Here is a 23300-nt window from a genome sequence, read left to right as displayed (position 1 = left end):
CGGTGCGCGGGCGCCAGGATCTTCATCAATTCCCGGGTGGCCTCGCGACGTTCGGACGCGATCGCCCACTCCTCCGGGCCTGCGGCGGTCGATGCCGTATCGGGCAGCTGGTCGACCGGGTACATCGGGTGCAGCTGCGAACGCCGGAACGCGTCGGCCACCTTATTGGCCGCGATGCCGTAGACGAACGCCAGGAACGACTTGCCCTGATCGCGGTAGCGCGGAATGGCGTTGACGGTGGCCAGCAGGATCTCCTGCACCACATCGTCGGCCGTGACGTGCAGATGTGCGGTATTTCCAAGGCGCGCACCGCAATACCGGCGCACGAGCGGGTGGACCAGCCGGATGATCTCGGTGACCGCCGCACGGTCGCCCGCGGCGGCCGGACCGATCAACTTATCCAGTTCGGCCGATACCCGGCGGCTCTCCGACAGGGCCGGGTTGTGGTGGGCCTGGTTTTTCGACAGTGTCGCAATGTTGTGCTCGGTAGCCAACTTCCGAGTCCTTCCTAGCCGATCGTGCTTTTTTGCTTGCACTGATCGTCTGATGAACTCGGTCGCCCAACCAGGCACCCCAGGGTGGGTACTCCCCCACCTCCGGCGGCGATTCGTTAACACCCCAGCGGAATTCGGGGCGGGAATTCCTAGGCCGTTTCGGCGGCCGTACCCCGGCGCACCGGCAGATGTCCGGCCCGGCGCACCGCCCACACGGTCACGGCCAGCGCGACGGCGGTCAGCGGCCAGCCCATCGCGATGCGCGCGAAGGCCAGCCAGCCGGTGCGATCGGTGTCGTAGAGCTGTGACTGCACCAGATAACGCGCGCCGAACACGACCACCCAGGTGGTGGTCGCCAGGTCGTAGAGGCGCACGACGCGGCGGTCGGACCGCCATTCGGTGCCGTGGCCGTTGAGTACACCCCAGATCACGCCGACCAGCGGCCAGCGCACCAGCATCGACACCAGGAACACCCCGGCATAGACCAGGCTGGTGTAGATGCCGAACAGGAAGAAGCCTTTCGCCTCACCCATGCGGTAGGCGATGAACGCGCAGATGCCCACCCCGAGGAACCCCGAGATCGCGGGCTGGATGGGGCTGCGCCGCACCAGCCGCCATACGAGAATCGCGGCAGCCACGCCGAGTGCCGACCAGATCGCCGCGGTGAGCCCGGCGAAGGTGTTCACGGGCACGAAGACCAGCACCGGCAGTGTCGAGTAGATCAGGCCGCTGAAGCCGCCCAACTGCTCGAGGAGGGTTTGTTCGGCCTCTTCGGTTTCGGCGTCTACAGAGCGATCTACGACGTCGGACGGGCCCGCGTCGATCGGCTCACGACCTCGGGTGTGGATCTCGGCGGCGTTCTCGTTGCTCGATGGCATACGTCAGCTGTTCTCACGCAATTCGTAGTAGGGGTTGTAGATCACCTTACGACCATCCCGGTCACCCACACGACCGCGGACGAGGATCTTGCGTCCCGGTTCGATACCGGGAATACGGCGGCGACCGATCCACACCAGACTGATGGCATCGGTGCCGTCGAAGAATTCTGCCTGAACACTGGCGCCGACGGACTTCGGACATGCCTCGACACTGCGTAGTCGGCCGAGCATGGTCGCCTCGTCACCGCGCTGACAGTCCGAGGCCCGGCAGGCACCCGACGCATCGGCCGATTCGGCGAGTTCCTCGGCGTCCAACTGATCGAGATCCTCGGTCAGTCTGCGGCTCAGACGGCGAAAATAACCTGAGGCGGCGGATGACATTTGACGCTCTCCTGCGTGGAGCAAGACGACGTGGGTCCCACGCCATCATGGTTTTCCGGTGACGACCGGCTTAAGGCCGTATACCCGCCACTGTAGATGGGCAACCCTCACCCCGCTACGCTCGGACCGGTGTTCGACTCCCCACATTTCGCGCCGGGCCGCAGCGGCCGCGCCCCGATCGCCGTGGCGTTGCCGGGAACCGGTTCGGATGCCGACTTCGCTCGCCGCGCCTTCGGACCGGCTTGTGCGGCACGCGGAATCGAATTCATCGCCGTCGAACCCGACCCGCGCGGAGTGGTTGCCGGGTATCGGGCGGCGCTCGACGAGGCCGCCGGGCGCGGGCCGGTCCTGGCCACCGGGATCTCCCTCGGCGCGGCGGTCGCACTCGAATGGGCGGCTGAACATCCCGGGGCGGCAACCGGCGTAGTGGCGGCGCTACCTGCCTGGACCGGTCCCGATACCGCCGCGTGCCCGGCCGCGCTCAGCGCTGCCGCCACCGCGGCCCAGTTGCGTGCGGACGGGCTCGACGCGGTGGTCGAACGCATGCGCGCGAGCAGCCCGCGCTGGCTCGCCGACGCGCTCACCCAGTCCTGGCATTCGCAGTGGCCGCGGCTGCCCGAGGCGCTGCAGGAGGCCGCCGACTACAAGTGGCCCGATGCGGAACGACTCGGCACCGTCGGGGTGCCCGTCACCATCGTCACCGCCGTCGACGATCCGGTGCACCCGGTATCGGTCGCCGAGGAATGGGCCGAGCTGATCCCGCGCGCCGAGCTGATCCGGATCACCCTCGACGAACTCGGCGCGGATCCCGCGATTCTCGGAAACGCGGGACTCGCGGCGTTCTAATTCAGCCCGAGCTGCTGCATGGCGGAGCCGTCCGCGCCGCGGCGCGGTTCATTCGGCATACGCGGCGGAACCAGCGGCTGGGGCGTGGGCTGGACCGCGGCCTGCTGTGCGGCCACTGCCTGCTGCTGTGCGTCAACCTGCGCCTGATGCGCGGCGGCCAGCTGCTCGGCCAGCTCCGGTGGCAGCACGACAGCCAGCGGCTCGCGCACCGGCATCGGATCGTCGCCGCGCCGAATCACGGTCTCGGTCAAGATCGCTCGCGCGGCCCGCACCAGCGGCCCACCGTCATCGGCGGCGCCCTGCGGACCCGCGGCCACCAGCCGCACCATCCATCGCGGACCATCCACCCCGATGAAGCGCAGGTCCGCGCCCTCGGTGATGGCGAGCAGTTCCCGGCCCCACGGTCCGGTCTCCACCGCGACCCTGGCGCCGTCCTTGCGTAGCGATTCGGCCAGATCCGCTGCCACCGAACGCCATTGGCCCGCCGACTTGGGCGCGGCATAGGCCGCGACAGTGATCCGACCGTGTTCGGTCGCCAGGTGCACCGCCTGCGGCGTGCCGTCCGGGGTCATCTCGACCTGCAATTGGCCGCCCGGCGGCACCGGCAGGATCACCGAACCCAGATCGAGGCGCTGATCGGACACATTGTCCAGCAGCTCGGCCACCTCGTCGTAGTCGTACGGGCCGGATTTCGGCATATCCACGACATCGTCATCGTCGTAGTCGTGCTCGTCGTACTCGGGTTCGTCGTAGTCGTGCTCGTCGTACTCGGGTTCGTCGTACTCGGGTTCGTCGTCGTAGTGCGCGGCGACGTAAGCGGCGGGGACGATCGGATTCTCGTCGGTGATCGGATCGATGATGGGGTTCTCGTCGGTGATCGGCTCATCGTCGTAACCCGCGTCGCCGTACGCGGCGTACTCGCCGTATTGGTCGGCGTATTCGTCGTCGTACCGGTCCTCGGCGTATTCATCACGTCCACCGGACTTGCGTCTCTTCCCGAACATGCCGGTCATGCCTCCTTGCCGAGAGTGGCCGCCTCGTCGGCCGACGCGGCCAGACTGGCGTGGCCACCGCTCGACCCATAACCGCCCGCACCCCGCGTGGTGTCGTCGAGTACGTCGACCTCCACGAAATCGACCAGTTCTACCCGCTGCACCAGCAGCTGCGCGATCCGATCGCCGCGACGCAATTCGATCGGGGTGCGCGGATCGTGATTGATCAGGCACACCTTGATTTCGCCCCGATAGCCCGCATCGACGGTGCCCGGCGTATTCACCACGGACAGACCGGTTTTCGCGGCGAGTCCGGACCTGGGATGGATCAGGCCGACCGTGCCGACCGGCAGTGCGACCGCGACACCGGTGCCGACCAGCACGCGCTCCCCCGGTTCGATGATGACGTCCTCTGTAGTGCACAGGTCCACGCCCGCGTCTCCGTGGTGGGCACGCGTTGGCACCGCGATGCCGGGATCAAGCCGCAGCAAAGGTATGGGTGAAAGGGCGCTCATGACTGCGCCTCGCTGACGCTCGGCTCCGTCATGACCGCCCGGGCGGCTGTGTTGATAATTCGCTCGCTGCGCTCGCTCACGTTGTCCGAGCCTACGCGTACGCCCTCGACCTCAGTGAATTAGTGTTGAGTCGTGTCGGACCAGCCCAACCCAGTGACTATGGACGATCAACAGCGAAGCTTCGAGCCCTACCGCGAGCGCCTGTGGGTGCCGCTGTGGTGGTGGCCGATCGCGTTCGCCATCGCCGGCTTGCTGGCCGCCGAAATCCACATGGGCGCACCAGGTCTGCGCGCCTGGTTGCCCTACGCGTTGCTGTTTCCGGTACCGGTGTGGGTGCTGTTGTGGCTGAGCCGTCATCGGGTGGAGGTCGCCCAGGACGGTTCCGGCATCCGCGAACTCCGCGCCGATCGCGCGCATCTGCCGGTGAACTTCGTGGCCAGATCGGCCACGGTGGCCCCCACCGCCAAGAGTGCGGCGCTGGGCCGCCAGCTCGACCCCGCCGCCTATGTCCAACATCGGCCATGGGTGGGGCCGATGGTGCTACTTGTACTCGACGACCCGGACGATCCGACGCCGTACTGGTTGATCAGTACGCGACGGCCGGACCGGGTCTTGGCCGCGCTTGGCATACCTGGCTGAGGCCGGGCGTGCCGAGCGCGGGCTGACCGTTGATCTCGGCTGGAGATCAGATCTCGCGCCGGAGATCAGGCTGCACAGTCCATGCAGATCAGCTGACCGCCACTCTCACTGGCCAGCCTGCTCCGGTGATGGACCAGGAAACAGCTGGAACAGGTGAACTCGTCGGCCTGCTTCGGGATCACCCGAACTGTCAGGACTTCCTCGGACAAGTCCGCGCCGGGAAGCTCGAACGACTCCGCGGTATCGGATTCGTCGATATCCACGACGGCGGACTGTGCCTCGTTGCGACGAGCCTTCAGCTCCTCCAGCGAATCTTCCGACACTTCGTCGGATTCAGTGCGCCTCGGTGCGTCATAGTCGGTTGCCATGTCGTCTTCCCCTCGTCCTTACTCCGTATATCCCGGACCGGGCCACTCACACCGATTCCCTCGGAATCGGAATGACCAGCTCCGCCCCGCCGGTGGTGCACGTCACACGTACACCGGTCCCCTATCAGGGCGGATCATGCGGACCCACCTTTGATAGCGCTCGGTAAACGCAGGACATGCCCTTCTTGTTCCCGCGACCGACCACCGTATTGGGCTGCGATGTTTCGATCTGGGCCGCCAGACAATAGCGGACGCCACGGCAAAAGTCGCAATCAAAACACAGACGATTCGAAACTGAGGGGTAATCGACACCAACCGTGAACTCGCCGAGACCTTACGCACTGGCGCGGACACATTTTCGTAGAGTATGCACGTGGTTTCACTCATCACCGAAGGCAGCGCAGCGGATCGAACGGGTCAACCCTTCCTCCGGCGACGCAACCAGCCATGGTTGATCCTGGTCGGCGTCCTACTCCTGATCTGCACCGTGGTGTGGATCAAGGCCTTGACCACCGAGGACAGCAGCGGAACCGCGATGGCGTGCAATTCGCCGAGCCCGGCCACCGACGCGAAATCGCCTCAACCGGCCCCGATGGGTCAGCGGGTGGGGCAATCGCGGCTGACCGACGTCGAACCGGCGGCACTGGCCTCGTCGAAGGTCCGCGTGCTGAACGCGAACAACAAGAGCGGTCAGGCCTCGCACATCGCATCGGCGCTCGGCGATCTGGGCTTCGCGAGCGCACCGGGACAGCAATTCGGTAACGATCCGGTTTATGTCAACGGCGATCTGAACTGCACCGGCCAGATCCGCTTCGGTGTGAACGGCCGACCGGCCGCCGCCTCGGTCCAGTTGGTCGCGCCGTGCGCCGAGTTGATCGAGGATCAGCGCAACGACGACACCGTGGACCTGGTGCTCGGTTCGGTATTCGGCGAATCGCTGCGGCCGAGCCCCGACGCCGAGGAAGTGCTGAAATCGCTGAAGAATCCGGCACCGGGCGGATCGACGTCCATCGATCCCAAACTGCTGTCCGCGGCGCGCACGGCGCGCTGCTGATCTTTCCTGAACCGACCTTCATCGCCCCGGTATGCCGCTTCGGCAGACCGGGGCGATCCGTTTTCAGGCGTCCGGGATCGCGGTGGTCGCGCCGACACGCTCGAACAGTTCGGTCAATTCGTTCGCGACGCCCGGTGCGGCGGCAACGACCAGCTCACCTGCCGCACCCGGGCTGGTCGCCGCGGGCAAGCGCAGCGCCGCACCGGCCTCCGCGGCGATCAAAGCGCCCGCCGCCCAGTCCCATGCGTTGAGTCCGTGTTCGTAGTACGCGTCGACGCGGCCCTCGGCGACGAAGCACAGATCCAGTGCCGCCGCGCCGAGGCGGCGGATATCGCGGATCTCCGGCAGGATCTGCGCGATCAGCTCCGCCTGCCTGGCCCTGCGGTGTTTGCCGTACGCGAATCCGGTGGCCACCAAGGCCATCGCCGCCGATCGCACCGGCGTGCAGCGCAGGTGTTCCACGGCGCCGTCACCGGCCACCTTCGTGGCTCCCATCCGCAGTCCGGCGCTGTAGGTGGCCGCCCGCGCGACATCGACCACCGCACCGGCGACGGGTTGTCCGTCGCGCATCGCGGCCACCGAAATCGCATAGCCCGGAATGCCGTACAGGAAGTTCACGGTGCCGTCGATCGGGTCCACCACCCAGTGCACGGTGTCGCCGTCACCGCCGGCCAGGCTGCCTCCGCCCTCCTCACCGAGGATCGGATCGCCAGGGCGCGCTTCGTCGAGCAGGCGCCGGATCAGATCCTCGGTCTCGGTATCGACGATCGTCACCGGATCGGTGGGGTGGCCCTTGGCCTGCACGACCCCGTCGCGCGCACCCTCCGGACCGAATACCTCGGGTCGGCGCGAGCGCACATGCGCGGCCGCGGTTTCGGCGAGTTGGACCGCGATCCGGCGCAATTCGGCGACATCCTCGGATGGCGTCGCGGTCGGGCGGGCGGTAACTGACGCTGTGGTCTCCGGCATGCTCCCATGCCATCACACATCCTCGGCGAACGGGAACCGATGGCCGCCCACTACTCTTGTCGTGCACGACACAACGCCGTCGTCGGGCCCATCACCGCATGCTCCGCGACAGCCGGTGGTGAGTTCCTGTGCGGCGGCGCGTTCAACACATCGGCCAGCACAGGGAACGAGGGAACGTCATGTCCGCTCGGGGGCACGCATTCGGTATCGATATCGGTGGCAGCGGCGTCAAGGGCGCCGCGGTGGATCTGGCCACCGGCGCATTGGTCCATGAGCGGATAAAGATCCTGACACCGCATCCCTCGACACCGCAGGCGGTCGCCGACGCGGTCGCCAAACTGGTCGCCCAGGCCGATTGGGACGGCCCGGTCGGCATCACGCTGCCCTCGGTCGTGCTGGAAGGCGTGGCGCAGACGGCCGCCAATATCGACAAGGCGTGGATCGGCACCGACGCGCGGGCGCTGTTCTCCGCGGCACTCGACGGCCGCGCCGTCACCGTGCTCAACGACGCCGACGCGGCCGGTCTGGCCGAAGATCGCTACGGCGCGGCAAAGGAATTCGACGGTCTGGTGGTGCTGCTGACCTTCGGCACCGGCATCGGCTCGGCGCTGCTGTTGCACGGCACGCTGGTGCCGAACACCGAACTCGGCCATCTCGAGATCGGCGGCATGGAGACCGAACACCGCGCCGCCGCCTCGATCAAGGATCGCGACGGCCTGACCTACGAGCAGTGGGCCGCCCAGGTCAGCATTGTGCTCAGCGGCCTGGAGAATTTGTTCTGGCCGAAGGTCTTCGTCGCAGGTGGCGGCATCAGCCGCGATGCCGAACAATGGATTCCATTGCTCACCAACCGAACCCTGGTGATTCCCGCCCGACTGGAGAACACTGCGGGCATCGTGGGGGCGGCCATGGCCATCGATGCGGGCATCGCGCCGTAGACGCGCGGAGGGTGCGGCATTAGCCGTTGCCGGGATCGTGCCGTAGGTACCCTGGTTCGATCGTTACAATGGAACGTACTCCGGCCGCGAGCCGGAAACCCCAGACCCGGCGCTCAGCCGGTGAAACCCGACAGACCGCTCCGCCGGAACACCACTCTGGCGTGACGCCGCACGAGACCGTCACGAAAGGGCGTACGTGGTAGCCACGACCCGTCAGACCGCCGAATCGGCCGATGCCGACTCCGCAGATGTAACCGAAGCACGGCCGGTCCGCAAGGCTGCCGCGAAGAAGGCCCCGGCCAAGAAGGCCGCTGCCAAGAAGGCTCCGGCCAAGAAGGCCGCCGCCGCGAAGGCGACGAAGGGCCCGGCCAAGAAGGCCGGACCGAAGAAGGCCGGACCCGACGGCGAACCCGGCGGCGACGAGAACCTCGAGACCGAGGATCTCGACATCGAGGATCTCGGCGATCTCGAGGTTTCCGAGGACGATCTCGCCGACGAGGCCGAGGAACTGGTCGAGGAAGTCGCCGAGGAAGTCGAGGAGGGCGCGACCGACGAACCGTCCGCCGCCGACAAGGCCTCCGGCGACTTCGTCTGGGACGAGGAGGAATCCGAGGCGCTGCGTCAGGCCCGCAAGGATGCCGAACTCACCGCATCGGCCGACTCGGTGCGCGCCTACCTCAAGCAGATCGGCAAGGTCGCACTGCTCAATGCCGAGGAGGAGGTCGAACTCGCCAAGCGGATCGAGGCCGGTCTCTACGCGGCGGAGAAGGTGCGCGAATTCGCCGAGCAGGGTGAGAAGCTGCCGGTCGCGATGCGCCGTGACTACACCTGGATCGTTCGCGACGGCAACCGCGCCAAGAACCATCTGCTGGAAGCCAACCTGCGCCTGGTGGTCTCGCTCGCCAAGCGCTACACCGGCCGCGGCATGGCATTCCTGGACCTGATCCAGGAGGGCAACCTCGGTCTGATCCGCGCGGTGGAGAAGTTCGACTACACCAAGGGCTACAAGTTCTCCACGTACGCCACCTGGTGGATCCGGCAGGCCATCACCCGCGCCATGGCCGATCAGGCCCGCACCATCCGCATCCCGGTGCATATGGTCGAGGTCATCAACAAGCTCGGCCGCATCCAGCGCGAACTGCTCCAGGATCTGGGCCGCGAGCCCACCCCGGAGGAGTTGGCCAAGGAAATGGACATCACGCCGGAGAAGGTCCTCGAGATCCAGCAGTACGCGCGTGAGCCCATCTCGCTGGACCAGACCATCGGCGATGAGGGCGACAGCCAACTCGGCGACTTCATCGAGGATTCCGAGGCCGTCGTCGCGGTGGACGCGGTGAGCTTCACGCTGCTGCAGGATCAGCTGCAGTCGGTGCTGGAGACGCTGTCCGAGCGCGAGGCGGGCGTGGTCCGGCTGCGCTTCGGTCTGACCGACGGCCAGCCGCGCACCCTCGACGAGATCGGCCAGGTCTACGGGGTCACCCGTGAGCGCATCCGGCAGATCGAGTCGAAGACCATGAGCAAGCTGCGCCACCCGAGCCGCTCGCAGGTCCTGCGCGACTACCTCGACTAGTTCGTTCTGCTCGATTTTCCGAAGCGCCCGCGCCTAACAGCGCGGGCGTTTCGTTTTTTCGCAACCAGCCTTCGTGTCGTTCGGTCGACCGGCAACTCTGCCCGCATTCGCTCCGCCTACGGTCCCGCTATCGTCGAATCCGGCTGCACCCATTGGGGTTTTCAACCGCATTGAGCCGAATCACTTCTGCAACAGTCACTTTCGGCGTTCTGCCGCGCAACCGATCAGCCACGGAGCGGCAAACGAGGCAGCGTCCGGCTCGCTAACCAATTCGGGTTTCAATCAAACCTAAAAGTGACCGAAACCACTTCTGCGAAACCAGATTTCGGCACCCATCGGGTCGACGGCTGTCGTATCGTCTGACCCGCTGTTGTTTCAATCGCCGATGCTTTTCTTCGGCAGTGGGGGCGTGCGTGCTCGACATCTACCATTTCAGTTACGGTCTACTGACCCCGCTGCTGGCCTACACCATGTCGGTCACCGGATGCCTGCTCGGCTTACAGTGCGCCGCCCGCGCCCGCGGCGGCAAGGATCGGATCGGCTGGCTGCTCGGCGCGGCCGTCGCCATCGGCGGCACCGGCATCTGGGTCATGCATTTCATTGCGATGCTGGGCTTTTCGATCCGCGGCACCGAGATCCGGTACGACATTCCGCTCACCCTGCTCAGCGCGATCACCGCGATAGCCGTGGTCGGCATCGGGCTGTTCATCGTGGTCAAACCCGAACCGTCGCTGCGCGGCCTGCTGGCCGGGGGTACGATCACCGGCCTCGGCGTCGGGGCCATGCATTACATGGGCATGTATGCCATGAAGTCGAATGCGATGATCAGCTATGACGCCCGGCGGGTCGGGCTGTCGATGGCTATCGCGGTGGTGGCGGCGACGGTTGCGCTCTGGTTCACGTTGCGGGTCAGGGGATTTTTCGCAACCATCGGTGCCGGACTGATCATGGGTGTGGCCGTATGCGGCATGCACTACACCGGGATGTCTGCGATGCATGCGCACACCGGAGAGATGCATGCCCCCGAAGGGACCGGTGCCATGGAGCTGATAGCGCCGATCATCGTCGTGATCAGCGTGGTGACGATGCTGCTGCTCATCAGCGTCAGCCTGACCGAGATCGATCGCAGTGTAGAACTGCCGCCGCTGCGCATCGCACCGCGCGCCAAAACCGATCCGCTACCGCCGCTGCCACCGGTGGAACCGCAGATACTGCCGACCGCGTACTGGCCGACGCGGCCCGAGGTACCGCGCCACTGAACCCATCGAAATCGCCTGTGCGACAAGCTCCCAGGGCGATCTCACCGGGCGATTCGACTCAGTCCCTGGTCGGCCAGTAGCGCGCCGGACGCGGTCCGCGCGCACCGTCGTAAGCCGGATCCTCGACATCGGTGATGCCGATATGCAGTAGCAGCATCATGGTGACCATGCCGATGCCGACCGTCAGCGGAGTCAGCAGTTGTATCGCGCCCGCGCCCGCGGGTGGGTGCATGTGATGGCCGTTCTGTACATGCATCGCGAACATACCGGTGTAGTGCATGCCGCAGACCGCGACGCCCATTACCAGCGCCGCACCGATGGTAGCCAGGGTGCCGCGGATATGCAGCGCGAACCAGAGCGCCGCCGTCGCGGCGATCACCGCGATCACCATGGACAGCAACACTATTCGTCCGTCGTATTCGATGACCGCGTCGGATTTCATCGCATACATGCCGGAATAGTGCATGGCGCCGACACCGACGCCGGTGATCGTGCCGCCGATATACAGCGCCACCGGCTCCAATCCCGGCAGCTGCGCGACCCGTAATCCGACCCACACCACCACCATCGCGATCACCGCGCTGAGCAGAGTGATCGGCACGTCGTAGCGGATCGATGCGCCGTGGATCGAAAAGCCCAGCATGGCAATGAAATGCATGACCCAGATACCGGTGCCGCCGATCGCGACGGCGGCGGCGACGAGCCATCCGGCGTGGCCGCTACCGGCCCGCGCCCGAACCACGCACCGCAGCCCCAGCAATGATCCGGTGAATGACATCAGATAAGCGACAACCGGCGTGAGCAACCCGTGGCTGAAGTGATCGATTTCCAGCACGCGAACTCCCTCGTTGGGCGGACGTCGACCGTCATCGCGACAGTGCGAGCCTGCCCGCTTCTCAAGAACCAGCAGGTAGGCGATTTACAGTACTACCGTCCGCTAAATTTGTCATGGGATGAATCCAATCAGTGAGACGGTGCCCGCTATCTGTCGGCGACCACCCGTGCCCCCATACATACCGAACGGTCCCCCACCGCCGAATCCTGCCGATCGCCACTTCTGGCAATCGATCAGCACCGATACTGCTGGGGCGCAATGGATCTCGTGAATTCGCCAGTCGACAACGGGCGTTCGCACATTTGCAAGAACATCACGGCAATTTCGGTACGCATGCCGAGTCTCATTGCGGCCCAGTGCCGCCGAGCCGGATCAGGCTCAGTCGCCAACTGGACTTGACCGGCGTCGTGTGCTTGCGACGGATCTGCAGTATTCGCGTGGAACCGGCAGGGTTGACCTCTTGGTCGGCAGACCAATTCTGCGGAGCCGACGTTGCCCCGGGTGTGAATCGAAGTTACGGCGAAAAGACCAGCTCAGGTGACCCAGGACACAGACCGGGCGGGTCTGCGAGCAGAAGCGCTTCGGAACCGGCAGACTTGTGCATGTGGTTGCCCCCACTTTGCGCCGAATCCATTCCCCCTGGACGCAGACCGTCGACCTCGGTGACGAGTTGCGCGCGGCCTGGTCGTGGGCGCGTCGGCCCCGATTGATGCGCCGACTGCTGCCCGAACTGCGCCAGCACCTGTCCGGCGCACCAGCCAGCACGGCCTACGCGTTCACCTTGTTCGTCACCTGGTGGACGCTGCGCGGCGTCGGTGACTCGGTGGAGCGCAGGCTGATCTTCTCGGCCTCCACCAACCTCTACAACATGCAGCACAACCCGATCCAGGTGCTGGTGGCATCGGCGTTCTGGACCCAAGGGCAATTTCCGTGGGTCACCATCGCTGAGATTCTCGTGGTCATGGGCTTCGCCGAACGCTGGCTCGGCACCAGTCGCTGGATTCTGCTGTTCGCGACCGGACATATCGGCGCGACGCTGCTCACCGTCACCGCCATCGACCATGCCATCGACCACCACGTCATCCCGGTGCGTGTGCAGTATGCGGCGGATGTCGGCACCAGCTACGGGTTCACCGCGGTTTTGGCGGCCATGGCGTTCCACTTCCGCGGTGTGGTCCGCGCACTGTGGGCGGGTGTCATCATCGTATTCCTCGGCTCGGCACTGCTGATCGGACCGACCTTCACCGACTACGGGCATATGTGCGCGGCCCTGATCGGTTTGGCGGTCGGATTGGTCGCGTCGACCTTCTGGCGGCGCATCGAACGCCTGCGTGCCGAACGTGAGGCAACTTCCGCAGCACCGACACCAGTGTCGACGAATCCGCTTGCGGCGCCTCGGATTCCCGCGGCCGCTGCCGATACCAGGACGAGTTCCGTGGCGGCGCAGCCGCTATCCAGTGCTGACGGTGGGGCTGACGCGGCGCTGCACCATGCCGATGACCGGTTCGACGACGCGGGCCGCGATCGGGCCGAGCACCGCCATCAGTAGCACATAGGCCGAGGCTAGTGCGGCGAGTTGGACGTCGACCGCACCCATGCCCACCGCCAAACCCGCGATAACAATGGAGAATTCACCGTGCGCGACCAGTGCCGCGCCCGCGCGCGCCCGGCCCATCCGGCGGATACCCTGCCGACTCGCCGCCCACCAGCCGGTGGCGACCTTGGTGAGCACGGTGACCACCGCGAGCAGGATCGCCCAGCCGAGTACCGGGGGGATGGCCCGCGGATCGGTGCTGAATCCGAATGCCACGAAGAAGATGGCCGCGAACAGATCCCGGATCGGTTCCAGCAGTTTGGTCGCCTCGCGCGCGGTGGAACCGGAGATCGCGATGCCGAGCAGGAATGCGCCGACCGCCGCCGAAACATTCAGCGCCGATGCCAGCCCGGCGACCAGCAGCGCCGCGCCGAGCAGCTTCAACAGGAATACCTCGCGGTCGGCGCTGTCCACGATCGCCGAGACGTACCGGCCGTAGCGCAGCGCGACGACCAAGACGACGGTGACAGCGGCCAGGGCCAGCCCGAGCACGGTCAGCCCGCTCAGCAAGCTCGTACCGGCCAGGATCGCGGTGAGGATCGGCAGATACATCGCCATCGCGAGATCCTCGAAGACCAGGATCGACAGGATCACCGGGGTTTCCCGGTTGCCGAGGCGGCCGAGGTCGTTCAGCACCTTGGCGACAATGCCCGATGACGAGATGTAGGTGACCCCGGCCATTGTGATCGCTCCGGTCATCCCCCAGCCGAGTATCAGGGCGACCACCACGCCGGGCGTCGCGTTCGCGACGAGATCGACCAGACCTGCGGCCCAGGAGCGACGCAATCCGGTCACCAATTCTGCCGCGGTGTATTCGAGGCCGAGCAGTAGCAACAGCAGTACAACGCCGATTTCGCCTGCGATATGGCCGAATTCGTTCGCGGCGCCCAGTTCTACCAAGCCACCCTGGCCGAAGGCCAGCCCGCCGAGCAGATATAGCGGAATCGGGGACATCCCGAAGCGTGCCGCCACTCTCCCGAGCATGCCGAGGGTGAATAACACCGCCCCGAGCTCGATGAGGGCGAGCGCGGTTTCGTTCACGCTCTCACCCGTGCGTCAGGATCTTCGCGGCCGCGTCCAGACCGTCGGGGGTACCGACGACCACGAGTATGTCATCGGCGGTGAAAGTGAAATCCGGTCCCGGCGAGGGGTGCAGCTGCCCCGCACGCATCACCGCGACGATGGAAGCCTTGGTGCGCGTGCGCATTCCGGTCTCGCCGAGGGTGCGGCCCTCGTACGGCGAATCCTCGGCGATCGGCAGCTGGCGGGTGGTGATCCCGGGTAGGTCACGGTGATCCTCGCGTAGCTTCGCCACCAGCTGCGGCGAGCCGAGTAGGTTGGCGAGCACCGCGGCCTCGTCGGGAGTCAGCGGCACTTGCGCGGCGCAGGAGTCCGGGTCATCGGGTTTGGAGACGATCAGATCGATGCCGCCGTCGCGGTGATCGACCACACCGATCCGGCGGCCCGACCGCAGCTGGAAGTCTTTGCGTACCCCGATCCCGGGTAGGGCGGTGACATCGACGTTCACACCTCCACCCTAACCGGCAAAAGCGGCTGACCGCCCAACAGCCCACCGACACTCATTCCTTCGGCGGACCCGGGGAGGCGAGGGCATATGTTGTGATGGGGCGATGCGACGGCAGTGGGATGCTTTGTCGGCGACCGCGCAGGACGCGCTGATCGCCGCCTTCGCGCTCGTACTCGGCGCCGCGCTCTATCTGACCGGACTGTTCGAGATGGCCAGTGACCTGAGCCGCCATCCGTCGCTGCCGGTGCGGTTCGGGGTGCTCGCGCTGATCTGCGTGGCGACCTTCCTGCGGCGTCGCATGCCGATGTCGGCGCTCGGTATCGGGCTGATCCCGTTCGCCATCGATTTCGCATTCGGTCCGACGGTGCCGGTCTGGCTCATCTATTCGGATCTGATCTATGCGGGTGTGCTGTATGCCGCGCCCGCGCGTTCGCGCTGGCTGGTCACGGTTTGCGGAGTGGTCTCGGCCGTACTGACCGTGCTGGCGCTCGTGCTCGGCGACTGGCGGGTCGCGGTGATCACCATCGCCGCGCTGTTCGCTTTCGTCGCGACGCCGCTGTGGTGGGCGCTGTCGGTGCGCGGGCACAAGGAGATCGCCGAGGCCGAACGCAAACGCGCGCAGGCGATGACACTGGTCGCCGAATTGGATCGGCGCGCCGCCATCGCCGACGAACGCAAGACGATGGCGCGCGATCTGCACGATGTGATCGCGGGACACCTGTCGGCGATCGCCATCCAGTCCGAAGCGGCGCTCGGGGTGCTTGCCCGGCAGGAAACCGATTCCACTGTCGCCGGGATCATTTCGTCGATCCGGTCCAATAGTGTCAGCGCGCTGCAGGAGATGCGCACCATGATCGGGCTGCTGCGCCGCGACGACGGCGCCGAGGACGATGCGGCCGCGCCGCGCAAACTGGCTCAGCTGCCGATTCTCGTCGATGCGGCCCGTGCCGCCGGAATCACCGTGCGCGTGCGGGATTCACTGAACGGGACGGCGTTGCCGAGCGCGGTCGACCAGGCCGCGTACCGAATCGTCCAGGAAGCACTGACCAATGCCATGAAACACGCACCGGGACAGGAGGTCGATATCGACGTGCGCACGGAGGCAACGGATCTGGCCCTCTCGGTGCGCAATCCCACGGTACCGGTGCGCAATCGACCACCCGCCGACACGCGCCACAGTGGTCTGATGAATATGCGGGAACGAGCCGCGGCGCTCGGCGGCACCTTCACCGCCGGACTCGGCGCCGACGGCTGGGAAGTCCTTGCGCGACTGCCGATCTCGACGACGGAGGTGTCATGATCCGGGTACTGATCGCCGATGACCACGGCGCGATCCGGGCCGGACTGCGGATGATCCTGGAGACCGCCGAGGGCATCGAAGTGGTCGGCGAGGCCGCCGACGGCGATATCGCGGTGGCACAGGCCAAGGCGCTGCGTCCGGATGTGGTGCTGATGGATGTGCGCATGCCGGGCGTCGACGGCATCACCGCCACCGGCCGCATCACCGGCGACGGCCTGGCCAGGGTGCTCATCCTGACGACCTTCGATCTGGACGAGTATGTCTTCCAGACGCTGCGCGCAGGCGCGTCCGGTTTCGTGCTGAAATCCGCGTCGGGACAAGCACTTGTCGATGCGGTGCGCGCGGTGGCCGCGGGTGACGGCGTGCTCGCGCCCGAGGTGACCGCCGCGGTGATCAATGCGTTCGCCTCGACCGATGGCGAGCCGAGCCGGCCCGCGCCGGACGGCCTGGACGAGCTGACCGAACGCGAACGCGAGGTGCTCGACTGTCTCGGCGACGGTCTGTCCAATGCGCAGATCGCCGCGCGGCTGTTCATCGGTGAGACAACAGTCAAAACACATGTCTCGCGCGTGCTCACCAAACTCGGTGTGCGGTCTCGCGTTCAGGCCGCCATCGTGGCGCGCGAGGCCAGAAAGCGGTAGGTCAAGACGCCGGAAAGTTCGGATCGAGTGCGGCGAAGGTGCCGTCCGAGCCGGGCTGGTAGTCGACCACGGCCGTGACCGCGCCGACCGGCAGCGGACCGTACAGATGGGGGAACAGCATCGATTCCGGATCGGTGGGCACACCCGGTTCCCATTTCACCGGCGCGCCGACGCGAGCCGGATCGATGCGCAGCAGCACCATGTCCCGCCGTCCGGTGAACAGTCGGTTGGCGGGCAGATGCGCCTGCTGTGGCGTGGAGAGATGGATGAACCCGATCTCCTCGAACGACTCCGGGCGGTACTCGCCGGTTTGCCGGGCGGTCAGCCAGTCGGCGAGTGTGCAAATGTGAACGAGCGTGTGAGTGTCATGGATCACGGGTAATCTCCCGGTAGACAACTGGATAGGCCTGTTCGTGATCGTGGTCGAGTGGAGTTCGATACGTAACCAGGGATGTTCGCCAGTAGCGAAATCCCAGGTGGTGTTATCGAAAACACACAGAATCACTTCCGGGAACAAAGCCCCCGTCCCGAACGTCTGACAGAGTAGTCATACCCCTGCTGGGAAGTAGCGGTAGCGAGCCCGCGGAGTGACCACGGGCCCCACACCAGGTGAACGGACTGTAGTGCCGGGAGCCAGGACGGAGGAGTCATGCCAGGAACCCTGACAAGCACCCCACTGACCGCGGTCGATCGTTGCGACCGCTGCGGTGCTGCCGCACGAGTTCGTGCCGTATTGCCCGCAGGTGGCGAGTTGCTCTTCTGCCAGCACCACGCGAATGAACACATGGATCGCTTGCGTGAGCTCGAAGCCGTGATCGATACGGAATCGGCTCCCGCGCTCTGACCAGTCCTCGCGTCCCGACACAACAGCATCGAACAACAGAACATCGCTGATAGACGACAGCGGGCGACCTACAGGTCGCCCGCTGTCGGCGTTCCCGGTCCCGCTGCTCCGGACAGGATGCCGTCGAGCAGTTTCGCGAGACCGAAGGCGAAGTCGCCCGGCGGGTCCGACGGCGCTTGATAGCGTTCGCCTACCGCCGCACCGACCCGCGAGGCGATCGGGAACTCCTCGACCGGCATGACCTCGGTCAGCAGCGGGCCGTGCTGCTCCCACCACTGCGCGTCGGTCAGCTCCGCGGAACTGCGGATTCCGGCGATCGCCATCCGCGCATTGCCGGTCGCGAATTCCGACAGCACGGCGATCACCCGATCCATAGCCAGATCAGATAACCCGATCCCCTCGATCGCGGCCAGCTGCCGTTCATATCGGCGCATCCGGCCCGGACCTAGGACCAGCCGCCACGGTGGCACCTCGAGCAGCCACGGGTGCGCGATCAGTTCCGCGCGGACCTGTTCGGCGATCGCGGACATTCGGTCACGAACCGGGAGATCGGTCGGAATGGGTACGTCCTCCAGTGCGACCGTGTCGACCATCAACACGGTCAAAGCCTCCTTGCTCGGCACATAGGTATAGAGGCTCATCGGGCGCAGGCCGAGTTCGGCGGCGACCGCGCGGATCGAAACCTTCTCGTACCCCTCCCGATCGGCGAGGGCGATCGCGGCGACGACGACCTCATCGACACTCACCGTCTGCTTCGGGCCGCGCCCACCGGATCGGGGCGGCACAGCATGTCGCCAGAGCAGGCTCATCAACTGTTTCGCCTGGTCGGTCACGAGGTCCCCTCGGAATTAGTTCGGTACGCTGTACGTTGTTATAATACTCCGTACATCATACGACGATCTAGGGGACCGTTCTGCCCAGCACACAGGCCACCTACCTACCCGACCGCCACATGTTCGCGCTATGGACCTGGAACGGAACCGCGCCCAGCCGCGCACCCGACGGCGATCGGGAAGCACTCTCTTTAGCAGTGCCGACGGGTCCGGACGGCGCGATCGAGATCACGGATGTCGATTGCGCAGTCGTCGATCCGGACGAGCTGTTGAATCTGGACCTCGGTGACGCGGGCCCGTCCGTACATGCTTGGCGCGCAGCGCTGCAGGACGGAGCCGAACCGCGCGATGCGCAGACGGTGCCGCTGCCCATTGCGGCGCACGCTGTCCCTGACGCTGCCGGAACATCGATCGTGTCCGCCGAGCGTGCGATGCGGGTGTTGCGCGAAACACGGTGTATCGGGGCGGAATTGCGGGCGGGGCTGAAGGCGGAGTTGCGGCCGTATCAGGTGCGCGGGGTGGGGTGGTTGCACGAGACCGTCACGGCGCACGGTGGGGCGGTCTTGGCCGATGAGATGGGGCTCGGGAAAACGGTGCAGACCATCGGGTTTCTGCTCGGGCGGGCCGAGAGCGGAGCTCAGCTCGTGGTTTGTCCGACCTCGTTGGTCGGGAACTGGGCGCATGAGATCACGCGGTTCGCGCCGGGGCTGCGGGTGGTGGTGTGGCGTGGGGGTGAGATCGCGGATGCGGCCGGGACCGTTGTGGTGACCGGGTATCCGATATTGCGGCTGCACGGTGGTGTGTTGACCGATCGCTCGTGGGCGACAGTCGCTTTCGATGAGGCGCAGGCGTTGAAGAATCCGCGCACCCAGGTGTCCAAGGCGGCACGGGCATTGACGGCGGAGGCGAAGGTCGCGCTCACGGGTACGCCGGTGGAAAACCATCTCGAGGAGCTGTGGGCGCTGCTGAATCTGGTGGCGCCGCGGCTGTTCGGGCATCGCACCCAGTTCCGCCGTCGATTCGTCCGGCCGATCCACGAGGGCTCGGCGGCCGCGGCGGCCCGGCTGCGGGATGCGCTCGAACCGGTGCTGTTGGCGCGCAAGAAGGCTCAGGTCGCCGCATCGCTGCCCGCGAAGATCCACAGCGATCTGCTCTGCGATTTGACCACCGAACAGGAACGGCTCTACGACCAGCTGCTCGACAAGGCAATCGATGACGGCTTCGGCTATGGCGTGCAACGGCAGAGCCGGGTGCTCGCGGCGCTGACCGCTCTCAAGCAGGTCTGCAACCATCCGGGACTGATCACCGGTGAGCTCGGCGAATTGGCGGGTCGGTCCGGCAAGCTGGACCTGTGCACCGATATCGTGGCCAACAATCTCGAAACCGGCGACCCGACATTGATATTCACCCAGTATCGCGGCACCGGTGACCTGCTGGTCCGCCACCTGCACGAGCAGTTCGGGGTGCGGGCGGCGTTCTTCCACGGCGGACTGAGTCAGGCCGAGCGGGCCGATATCGTTTCGGGCTTCCAGACCGAAGACGGTCCGCCCGTGTTGATCCTGAGTCTGCGCGCCGCAGGCACCGGTCTCACCCTGACGCGTGCCGCCGATGTCATCCACTTCGACCGCTGGTGGAATCCGGCCGTCGAAGCCCAGGCCTCCGACCGGGTGCACCGCATCGGCCAGACCCGCACCGTCACCATTACCACCCTGACCTCGGGCACCACCGTCGAGGAGCACATCGCGGGCATGCACGACCGCAAATCCGCCCTCGCGGACCTCAACGATTCGGCCGGGATCGCCGCACTGGCCCGCCTCGACGACGACCAGCTCATCGAAATCCTGCGCCGCAAGAGGGAGAACTGATGGCGGACAACGAATTCGGATACACGGCGTGGGGCATGGACTGGGTCCGGCTCGCCGAACCCCTGCGCCAGACCCGACCCGACCCGCTGCTCCCCCGGGCCCGCAGCATTGCCCGCAACAACGGTGTCCAGGCGACCATCGAAGGGCGCATCGTGCGCGCCGCCATCCATCGCGGTGGGCAGGCCTCGGTAACCCATTTCGAAGTCGCGCCACTTTCCCGTTCAGCCATCACCGCGATTGCCGAAATCATCCCGGATACAACGGTTCTCACCGACGAAATGCACCGAGCGCTGGTCGACGCTGGTAACAGCCCGGCGCCTGGTCCGGCCGGGACGGACTGCTCCTGTTCGGCTCGCACCACCCGCTGCGTGCACGTCCTCGCGGTGTTCTACGACATGGCCCGCCGCGTGGACGAGAACCCCCGCCTGGCGCTGGAGATCCAAGGCTATTTTCAAGCGGCACTGGAGGATTCGACAGCGTCGGTCGAGTCACCCCGCTGGACCGCGATCAATGCACTCGATCCTGCGGACTACTTCGAGGCCGCAAGAGCGGTGCGCTGAGAGGATTCACTCGGGACGGCGGGCGCGGAAGCGGAAGCTGCGTTCGCCGGTTTCGATCTCGACATCGGTGAAACCGGCTCGGATGAGCCGGTCGGCGGCATGCTCCGGCGGTACCGGCACGCAGGTGTCGCCGAGGTGCAGCAGGCGGAATACGCGGCCGTCGAGGCCGTCGCTGCCTGCGAATACACCGCCGGGGCGCAGGACACGCAGGGCTTCGCCGAAAAGCGCGTCCTGTGCTTCGACAGTGGGTACGTGGTGCAGCATGGTGAAGCACACGACCGAGTCGAATTCTCTTGGGGGCAAGGGCATATCCGCGCCGTCGCCCTCGATCACCGTCATCGCGGTACCGTGCCGCGTGCGCAGCCGATCGACGAGCACCGGATCGATCTCGACACCGGTCAGCTTGCTGGTGCGCTCTCGCAAGGCGCGGATATTGGCACCGTAGCCAGGGCCGATCTCGAGTGCGGACGCACCGAGGTCGAGACCGGACAGCGCCCACGGGACGATCCGCGTCGTACTCGTACGCTCCCACGCCGCCGATCGGCACATCAATTTGTGTACGTAGTTCATCGCCATACGATTGACGCTAGAAGCGGCCCGCTGTGACCACGACAGGCTACGGTGACAAGTTGTGTCGCGAAACGGCCAATTCTTGGTGCCCCAACCCGGGACATCCCAGCCGAACGACGGATCCGCGGTATTCCCGGCCGCTCGGTGATACCGCTGTTCCTCGTCGAAACCGGAATCTCCTTCGGCCAGTGGCGAACCCAGATCCGCCTGGCCGCCTCCCTCCCCCTGCTCGCCGAGGGCCTGCCGATCGCCCGCATCGCGGGCCGCGTCGGCTACGCCACCCCCAGCGCCTACGTGGCCGCCTTCCGCCGCGCCGTCGGCGTCTCCCCCGGCCGCTACTTCACCGGGTAATCGCGCGCTGCGGAGTCAGGCGTTGGTGCCGCCGTCGACGGTGAAGGTCGCTCCGGTGATGCTGCGGCCAGAGGGGCCGGCGAGGAAGGTTACGGTGGCGGCGATGTCGTCGGTCGTGCCGAAGCGGCCGAGCGCGGTCAGGTCGATCTGGTGGGAGGCGTGGTCACCGTCGGCCGGGTTCATATCGGTGTCGGTGGAGCCGGGCTGCACCAGGTTGACCGTGATGTTGCGCGGACCGAGTTCGCGCGCAAGGGCTTTCGTGAATCCGTTGAGTGCGGATTTGCTCAGGTTGTACAGCGCGAGTCCACCGAACGCGGCGCGCTCGGAAAGGTTGCTGCCGATGCTGATGATCCGTCCAGCCTCGGCCATATGCTCGACCGCCGCCTGCGAACCGACGAACGCCGCCCGCGCGTGGATATTGAGCGCGCGGTCGATCTCCTCGACGGTGAACTCCTCGAACGGCTTGGCCGGGAAGATGCCCGCGTTATTGACCAGCACATCGAGCCTGCCGAGTTCGCTCGCGGCCCGATGCACCGCTGCAATGACCGCACCCGCGTCGGCACTGTCGGCTTGAATGGCAATTGCGCGCCGCCCCAACGCTTCTGCCTCGGCGACCACCGATTTCGCCAGCAGTTCGTTGTGCTGGTAGGTCAGTGCCACATCCGCGCCCGCCGCGGCCAGGTGTCGCACGATCGCCGCTCCGATCCCCCGGCTGCCCCCGGTCACCAGCGCAACTTTGCCCGTCAGATCCGACATCGCAACTCCTCTTAATTTTGTGTCGATCAGTACATAAATAGCTAAGCGCATGAGCGACGACGGCGTCAAGGGGTATATTTAACGATCGACACAGAAAGGAACGGACCATGGCCGAACGTGGACGCCCGCGCGCATTCGACCGCGAGGTCGCGCTACGTCACGCCATGGAGGTGTTCTGGGAGCACGGATACGAGGGCTCGTCGATGAGCGATCTCACCGCGGCGATGGGCATCAACTCACCGAGCCTGTACGCCGCCTTCGGCGGCAAGGAAGAGCTGTTCCGCGCGGCTGTCCGCTTGTACGGCGAGACCGAAGGCGGCTACACCGCACGCGCCCTGCGCGAGGAACCCACCGCACGCGCCGGCATCGAAGCCATGTTGCGCGACAACGCTACTGCCTATACCCACGAGGACAAACCGCACGGCTGCATGGTCGTGCTGGCGGGCTCCACCTACACCACCCGCAGCGAATCCATCCGCGACTTCCTGGTCGAAAAACGGCGCGAGACAACCGAAGACATCCGCGAACGCCTGGATCGCGGTGTCGCGGAAGGTGATCTACCTCCGGACACCGATACCGCGGCCCTCGCGAGCTTCTACACGACGGTCCTGTACGGCCTGTCGATCCGCGCCCGCGACGGCGCTTCGCACACCGAACTCACCCGATCCATCGACTGTGCCATGGCAGTCTGGCCCACATCGGCCATCGCACGCTGACCGC

Annotated in this window: 28 protein-coding genes; 14 read left to right on the top strand and 14 right to left on the bottom strand. The window is 66.1% G+C overall.

Annotation, left to right across the window (positions count from 1 at the left end; all coding sequences use genetic code 11):
• The 3 genes from ACZ60G_RS30885 to ACZ60G_RS30875 all read right to left on the bottom strand — a co-directional run.
• Nucleotides 1-494 (bottom strand): sigma factor (locus ACZ60G_RS30885; protein ID WP_465814480.1); only part of this gene is annotated, 494 nt, incomplete at its 3' end.
• Between the two features lie 149 nt (nucleotides 495-643).
• Nucleotides 644-1372: a DUF3159 domain-containing protein gene (locus ACZ60G_RS30880; protein ID WP_465814478.1), complete on the bottom strand. Its 729-nt coding sequence runs from the start codon at nucleotides 1370-1372 to the stop codon at nucleotides 644-646.
• Between the two features lie 3 nt (nucleotides 1373-1375).
• Nucleotides 1376-1753: an OB-fold nucleic acid binding domain-containing protein gene (locus tag ACZ60G_RS30875; RefSeq protein WP_063043609.1), complete on the bottom strand. Its 378-nt coding sequence runs from the start codon at nucleotides 1751-1753 to the stop codon at nucleotides 1376-1378.
• A gap of 129 nt (nucleotides 1754-1882) precedes the next feature.
• Between ACZ60G_RS30875 and ACZ60G_RS30870 the strand changes: the two genes are divergently transcribed.
• Nucleotides 1883-2599, top strand: a complete 717-nt coding sequence (locus ACZ60G_RS30870) for an alpha/beta fold hydrolase (RefSeq protein WP_465814476.1) — start codon at nucleotides 1883-1885, stop codon at nucleotides 2597-2599.
• Here the strand turns inward: ACZ60G_RS30870 and ACZ60G_RS30865 are convergent.
• Complete coding sequence (locus tag ACZ60G_RS30865) at nucleotides 2596-3603, bottom strand: DUF3710 domain-containing protein (protein WP_465814474.1); 1008 nt, start codon at nucleotides 3601-3603, stop codon at nucleotides 2596-2598. The genes ACZ60G_RS30870 and ACZ60G_RS30865 overlap by 4 nt on opposite strands.
• A 5-nt stretch (nucleotides 3604-3608) precedes the next feature.
• Complete coding sequence (dut, locus tag ACZ60G_RS30860) at nucleotides 3609-4106, bottom strand: dUTP diphosphatase (RefSeq protein ID WP_465814472.1); 498 nt, start codon at nucleotides 4104-4106, stop codon at nucleotides 3609-3611.
• Nucleotides 4107-4265: 159 nt separating this feature from the next.
• Here dut and ACZ60G_RS30855 point away from each other — a divergent pair, with 159 nt between their 5' ends.
• A complete protein-coding gene (locus tag ACZ60G_RS30855) occupies nucleotides 4266-4745 on the top strand; it encodes a DUF3093 domain-containing protein (protein ID WP_387286029.1) in 480 nt (159 codons plus the stop codon).
• 65 nt (nucleotides 4746-4810) lie between these two features.
• On the opposite strand, the gene ACZ60G_RS30850 is transcribed toward ACZ60G_RS30855, so the two are convergent.
• Complete coding sequence (locus tag ACZ60G_RS30850) at nucleotides 4811-5113, bottom strand: DUF4193 domain-containing protein (protein WP_040692543.1); 303 nt, start codon at nucleotides 5111-5113, stop codon at nucleotides 4811-4813.
• Between the two features lie 373 nt (nucleotides 5114-5486).
• Here ACZ60G_RS30850 and cei point away from each other — a divergent pair, with 373 nt between their 5' ends.
• The gene (gene cei, locus ACZ60G_RS30845; protein ID WP_465814470.1) at nucleotides 5487-6167 is read left to right on the top strand and encodes an envelope integrity protein Cei; all 681 of its coding nucleotides are present in this window, start codon (nucleotides 5487-5489) and stop codon (nucleotides 6165-6167) included.
• 63 nt (nucleotides 6168-6230) lie between these two features.
• On the opposite strand, the gene ACZ60G_RS30840 is transcribed toward cei, so the two are convergent.
• Nucleotides 6231-7136, bottom strand: coding sequence for an inositol monophosphatase family protein (locus tag ACZ60G_RS30840; protein WP_465814469.1), 906 nt, complete (start codon nucleotides 7134-7136; stop codon nucleotides 6231-6233).
• A 179-nt stretch (nucleotides 7137-7315) separates the two neighbouring features.
• On the opposite strand from ACZ60G_RS30840, the gene ppgK reads away from it, so the two are divergent.
• From ppgK to ACZ60G_RS30825, 3 genes are all read left to right on the top strand, one after another.
• Nucleotides 7316-8074, top strand: a complete 759-nt coding sequence (gene ppgK, locus ACZ60G_RS30835; protein ID WP_465814468.1) for a polyphosphate--glucose phosphotransferase — start codon at nucleotides 7316-7318, stop codon at nucleotides 8072-8074.
• Between the two features lie 196 nt (nucleotides 8075-8270).
• Nucleotides 8271-9644: an RNA polymerase sigma factor gene (locus ACZ60G_RS30830; RefSeq protein WP_465814466.1), complete on the top strand. Its 1374-nt coding sequence runs from the start codon at nucleotides 8271-8273 to the stop codon at nucleotides 9642-9644.
• Between the two features lie 413 nt (nucleotides 9645-10057).
• Nucleotides 10058-10903: an MHYT domain-containing protein gene (locus tag ACZ60G_RS30825; RefSeq protein WP_465814464.1), complete on the top strand. Its 846-nt coding sequence runs from the start codon at nucleotides 10058-10060 to the stop codon at nucleotides 10901-10903.
• A gap of 58 nt (nucleotides 10904-10961) precedes the next feature.
• On the opposite strand, the gene ACZ60G_RS30820 is transcribed toward ACZ60G_RS30825, so the two are convergent.
• Nucleotides 10962-11738, bottom strand: coding sequence for an MHYT domain-containing protein (locus ACZ60G_RS30820; protein ID WP_465814462.1), 777 nt, complete (start codon nucleotides 11736-11738; stop codon nucleotides 10962-10964).
• 604 nt (nucleotides 11739-12342) lie between these two features.
• Between ACZ60G_RS30820 and ACZ60G_RS30815 the strand changes: the two genes are divergently transcribed.
• Entirely contained in the window at nucleotides 12343-13287 is a 945-nt protein-coding gene (locus tag ACZ60G_RS30815) for a rhomboid-like protein (RefSeq protein WP_465814460.1), read from the top strand.
• On the opposite strand, the gene ACZ60G_RS30810 is transcribed toward ACZ60G_RS30815, so the two are convergent.
• Both ACZ60G_RS30810 and ACZ60G_RS30805 read right to left on the bottom strand, forming a co-directional pair.
• Complete coding sequence (locus ACZ60G_RS30810; RefSeq protein WP_465814458.1) at nucleotides 13189-14373, bottom strand: cation:proton antiporter; 1185 nt, start codon at nucleotides 14371-14373, stop codon at nucleotides 13189-13191. The genes ACZ60G_RS30815 and ACZ60G_RS30810 overlap by 99 nt on opposite strands.
• 4 nt (nucleotides 14374-14377) lie before the next feature.
• Nucleotides 14378-14860, bottom strand: coding sequence for a cation:proton antiporter regulatory subunit (locus tag ACZ60G_RS30805; RefSeq protein ID WP_063043599.1), 483 nt, complete (start codon nucleotides 14858-14860; stop codon nucleotides 14378-14380).
• 103 nt (nucleotides 14861-14963) lie between these two features.
• Between ACZ60G_RS30805 and ACZ60G_RS30800 the strand changes: the two genes are divergently transcribed.
• Nucleotides 14964-16160: a sensor histidine kinase gene (locus tag ACZ60G_RS30800; RefSeq protein WP_465814457.1), complete on the top strand. Its 1197-nt coding sequence runs from the start codon at nucleotides 14964-14966 to the stop codon at nucleotides 16158-16160.
• Nucleotides 16157-16801, top strand: coding sequence for a response regulator (locus ACZ60G_RS30795; protein ID WP_465814455.1), 645 nt, complete (start codon nucleotides 16157-16159; stop codon nucleotides 16799-16801). Before ACZ60G_RS30800 ends, ACZ60G_RS30795 begins: the two co-directional genes overlap by 4 nt.
• 1 nt (nucleotide 16802) lies before the next feature.
• Here ACZ60G_RS30795 and ACZ60G_RS30790 read toward each other — a convergent pair whose 3' ends face one another.
• Nucleotides 16803-17177, bottom strand: coding sequence for a DUF952 domain-containing protein (locus tag ACZ60G_RS30790; protein WP_465814453.1), 375 nt, complete (start codon nucleotides 17175-17177; stop codon nucleotides 16803-16805).
• A gap of 273 nt (nucleotides 17178-17450) precedes the next feature.
• Here ACZ60G_RS30790 and ACZ60G_RS30785 point away from each other — a divergent pair, with 273 nt between their 5' ends.
• Nucleotides 17451-17645, top strand: a complete 195-nt coding sequence (locus ACZ60G_RS30785) for a DUF7455 domain-containing protein (protein ID WP_029903635.1) — start codon at nucleotides 17451-17453, stop codon at nucleotides 17643-17645.
• 68 nt (nucleotides 17646-17713) lie between these two features.
• Here the strand turns inward: ACZ60G_RS30785 and ACZ60G_RS30780 are convergent, their stop codons facing one another.
• Complete coding sequence (locus ACZ60G_RS30780; RefSeq protein WP_465814501.1) at nucleotides 17714-18454, bottom strand: TetR/AcrR family transcriptional regulator; 741 nt, start codon at nucleotides 18452-18454, stop codon at nucleotides 17714-17716.
• A gap of 143 nt (nucleotides 18455-18597) precedes the next feature.
• Here ACZ60G_RS30780 and ACZ60G_RS30775 point away from each other — a divergent pair, with 143 nt between their 5' ends.
• Together ACZ60G_RS30775 and ACZ60G_RS30770 are read left to right on the top strand one after the other, a co-directional pair.
• Nucleotides 18598-20343 (top strand): DEAD/DEAH box helicase, encoded by a 1746-nt coding sequence (locus ACZ60G_RS30775; RefSeq protein WP_465814450.1) that lies wholly within the window; start codon nucleotides 18598-18600, stop codon nucleotides 20341-20343.
• Nucleotides 20343-20903, top strand: coding sequence for a hypothetical protein (locus tag ACZ60G_RS30770; RefSeq protein ID WP_465814448.1), 561 nt, complete (start codon nucleotides 20343-20345; stop codon nucleotides 20901-20903). The genes ACZ60G_RS30775 and ACZ60G_RS30770 overlap by 1 nt, the downstream gene beginning before the upstream one ends.
• Nucleotides 20904-20909: 6 nt before the next feature.
• On the opposite strand, the gene ACZ60G_RS30765 is transcribed toward ACZ60G_RS30770, so the two are convergent.
• Nucleotides 20910-21479: a class I SAM-dependent methyltransferase gene (locus ACZ60G_RS30765; protein ID WP_465814446.1), complete on the bottom strand. Its 570-nt coding sequence runs from the start codon at nucleotides 21477-21479 to the stop codon at nucleotides 20910-20912.
• Between the two features lie 138 nt (nucleotides 21480-21617).
• Between ACZ60G_RS30765 and ACZ60G_RS30760 the strand changes: the two genes are divergently transcribed.
• Nucleotides 21618-21824 carry a helix-turn-helix domain-containing protein gene (locus tag ACZ60G_RS30760; protein WP_465814444.1) on the top strand — a complete coding sequence of 69 codons (207 nt, stop codon included), beginning with the start codon at nucleotides 21618-21620 and terminating at the stop codon, nucleotides 21822-21824.
• Between the two features lie 15 nt (nucleotides 21825-21839).
• On the opposite strand, the gene ACZ60G_RS30755 is transcribed toward ACZ60G_RS30760, so the two are convergent.
• Complete coding sequence (locus ACZ60G_RS30755; RefSeq protein WP_465814499.1) at nucleotides 21840-22580, bottom strand: SDR family NAD(P)-dependent oxidoreductase; 741 nt, start codon at nucleotides 22578-22580, stop codon at nucleotides 21840-21842.
• 107 nt (nucleotides 22581-22687) lie between these two features.
• On the opposite strand from ACZ60G_RS30755, the gene ACZ60G_RS30750 reads away from it, so the two are divergent.
• Entirely contained in the window at nucleotides 22688-23296 is a 609-nt protein-coding gene (locus ACZ60G_RS30750) for a TetR/AcrR family transcriptional regulator (RefSeq protein WP_465814442.1), read from the top strand.
• The last annotated feature ends 4 nt before the right edge of the window (nucleotides 23297-23300 follow it).

It is taken from the genome of Nocardia sp. NPDC102475 (assembly GCF_055584605.1).
Note: the sequence above shows the minus strand (reverse complement) of the source record. Positions and strands in the feature narration are given on the sequence as shown.

Coding starts and splice junctions, on each gene's coding strand:
- ACZ60G_RS30775 (WP_465814450.1), top strand. CDS start 18,598: ATGTTCGCGCTATGGACCTGGAACGGAACCGCGCCCAGCCGCGCACCC.
- ACZ60G_RS30770 (WP_465814448.1), top strand. CDS start 20,343: ATGGCGGACAACGAATTCGGATACACGGCGTGGGGCATGGACTGGGTC.
- dut (WP_465814472.1), bottom strand. CDS start 4,106: ATGAGCGCCCTTTCACCCATACCTTTGCTGCGGCTTGATCCCGGCATC.
- ACZ60G_RS30840 (WP_465814469.1), bottom strand. CDS start 7,136: ATGCCGGAGACCACAGCGTCAGTTACCGCCCGCCCGACCGCGACGCCA.
- ACZ60G_RS30795 (WP_465814455.1), top strand. CDS start 16,157: ATGATCCGGGTACTGATCGCCGATGACCACGGCGCGATCCGGGCCGGA.
- ACZ60G_RS30755 (WP_465814499.1), bottom strand. CDS start 22,580: ATGTCGGATCTGACGGGCAAAGTTGCGCTGGTGACCGGGGGCAGCCGG.
- ACZ60G_RS30865 (WP_465814474.1), bottom strand. CDS start 3,603: ATGTTCGGGAAGAGACGCAAGTCCGGTGGACGTGATGAATACGCCGAG.
- ACZ60G_RS30785 (WP_029903635.1), top strand. CDS start 17,451: ATGCCAGGAACCCTGACAAGCACCCCACTGACCGCGGTCGATCGTTGC.
- ACZ60G_RS30855 (WP_387286029.1), top strand. CDS start 4,266: ATGGACGATCAACAGCGAAGCTTCGAGCCCTACCGCGAGCGCCTGTGG.
- ACZ60G_RS30850 (WP_040692543.1), bottom strand. CDS start 5,113: ATGGCAACCGACTATGACGCACCGAGGCGCACTGAATCCGACGAAGTG.
- ACZ60G_RS30750 (WP_465814442.1), top strand. CDS start 22,688: ATGGCCGAACGTGGACGCCCGCGCGCATTCGACCGCGAGGTCGCGCTA.
- ACZ60G_RS30765 (WP_465814446.1), bottom strand. CDS start 21,479: ATGGCGATGAACTACGTACACAAATTGATGTGCCGATCGGCGGCGTGG.
- ppgK (WP_465814468.1), top strand. CDS start 7,316: ATGTCCGCTCGGGGGCACGCATTCGGTATCGATATCGGTGGCAGCGGC.
- ACZ60G_RS30875 (WP_063043609.1), bottom strand. CDS start 1,753: ATGTCATCCGCCGCCTCAGGTTATTTTCGCCGTCTGAGCCGCAGACTG.
- ACZ60G_RS30880 (WP_465814478.1), bottom strand. CDS start 1,372: ATGCCATCGAGCAACGAGAACGCCGCCGAGATCCACACCCGAGGTCGT.
- ACZ60G_RS30800 (WP_465814457.1), top strand. CDS start 14,964: ATGCGACGGCAGTGGGATGCTTTGTCGGCGACCGCGCAGGACGCGCTG.
- ACZ60G_RS30780 (WP_465814501.1), bottom strand. CDS start 18,454: ATGAGCCTGCTCTGGCGACATGCTGTGCCGCCCCGATCCGGTGGGCGC.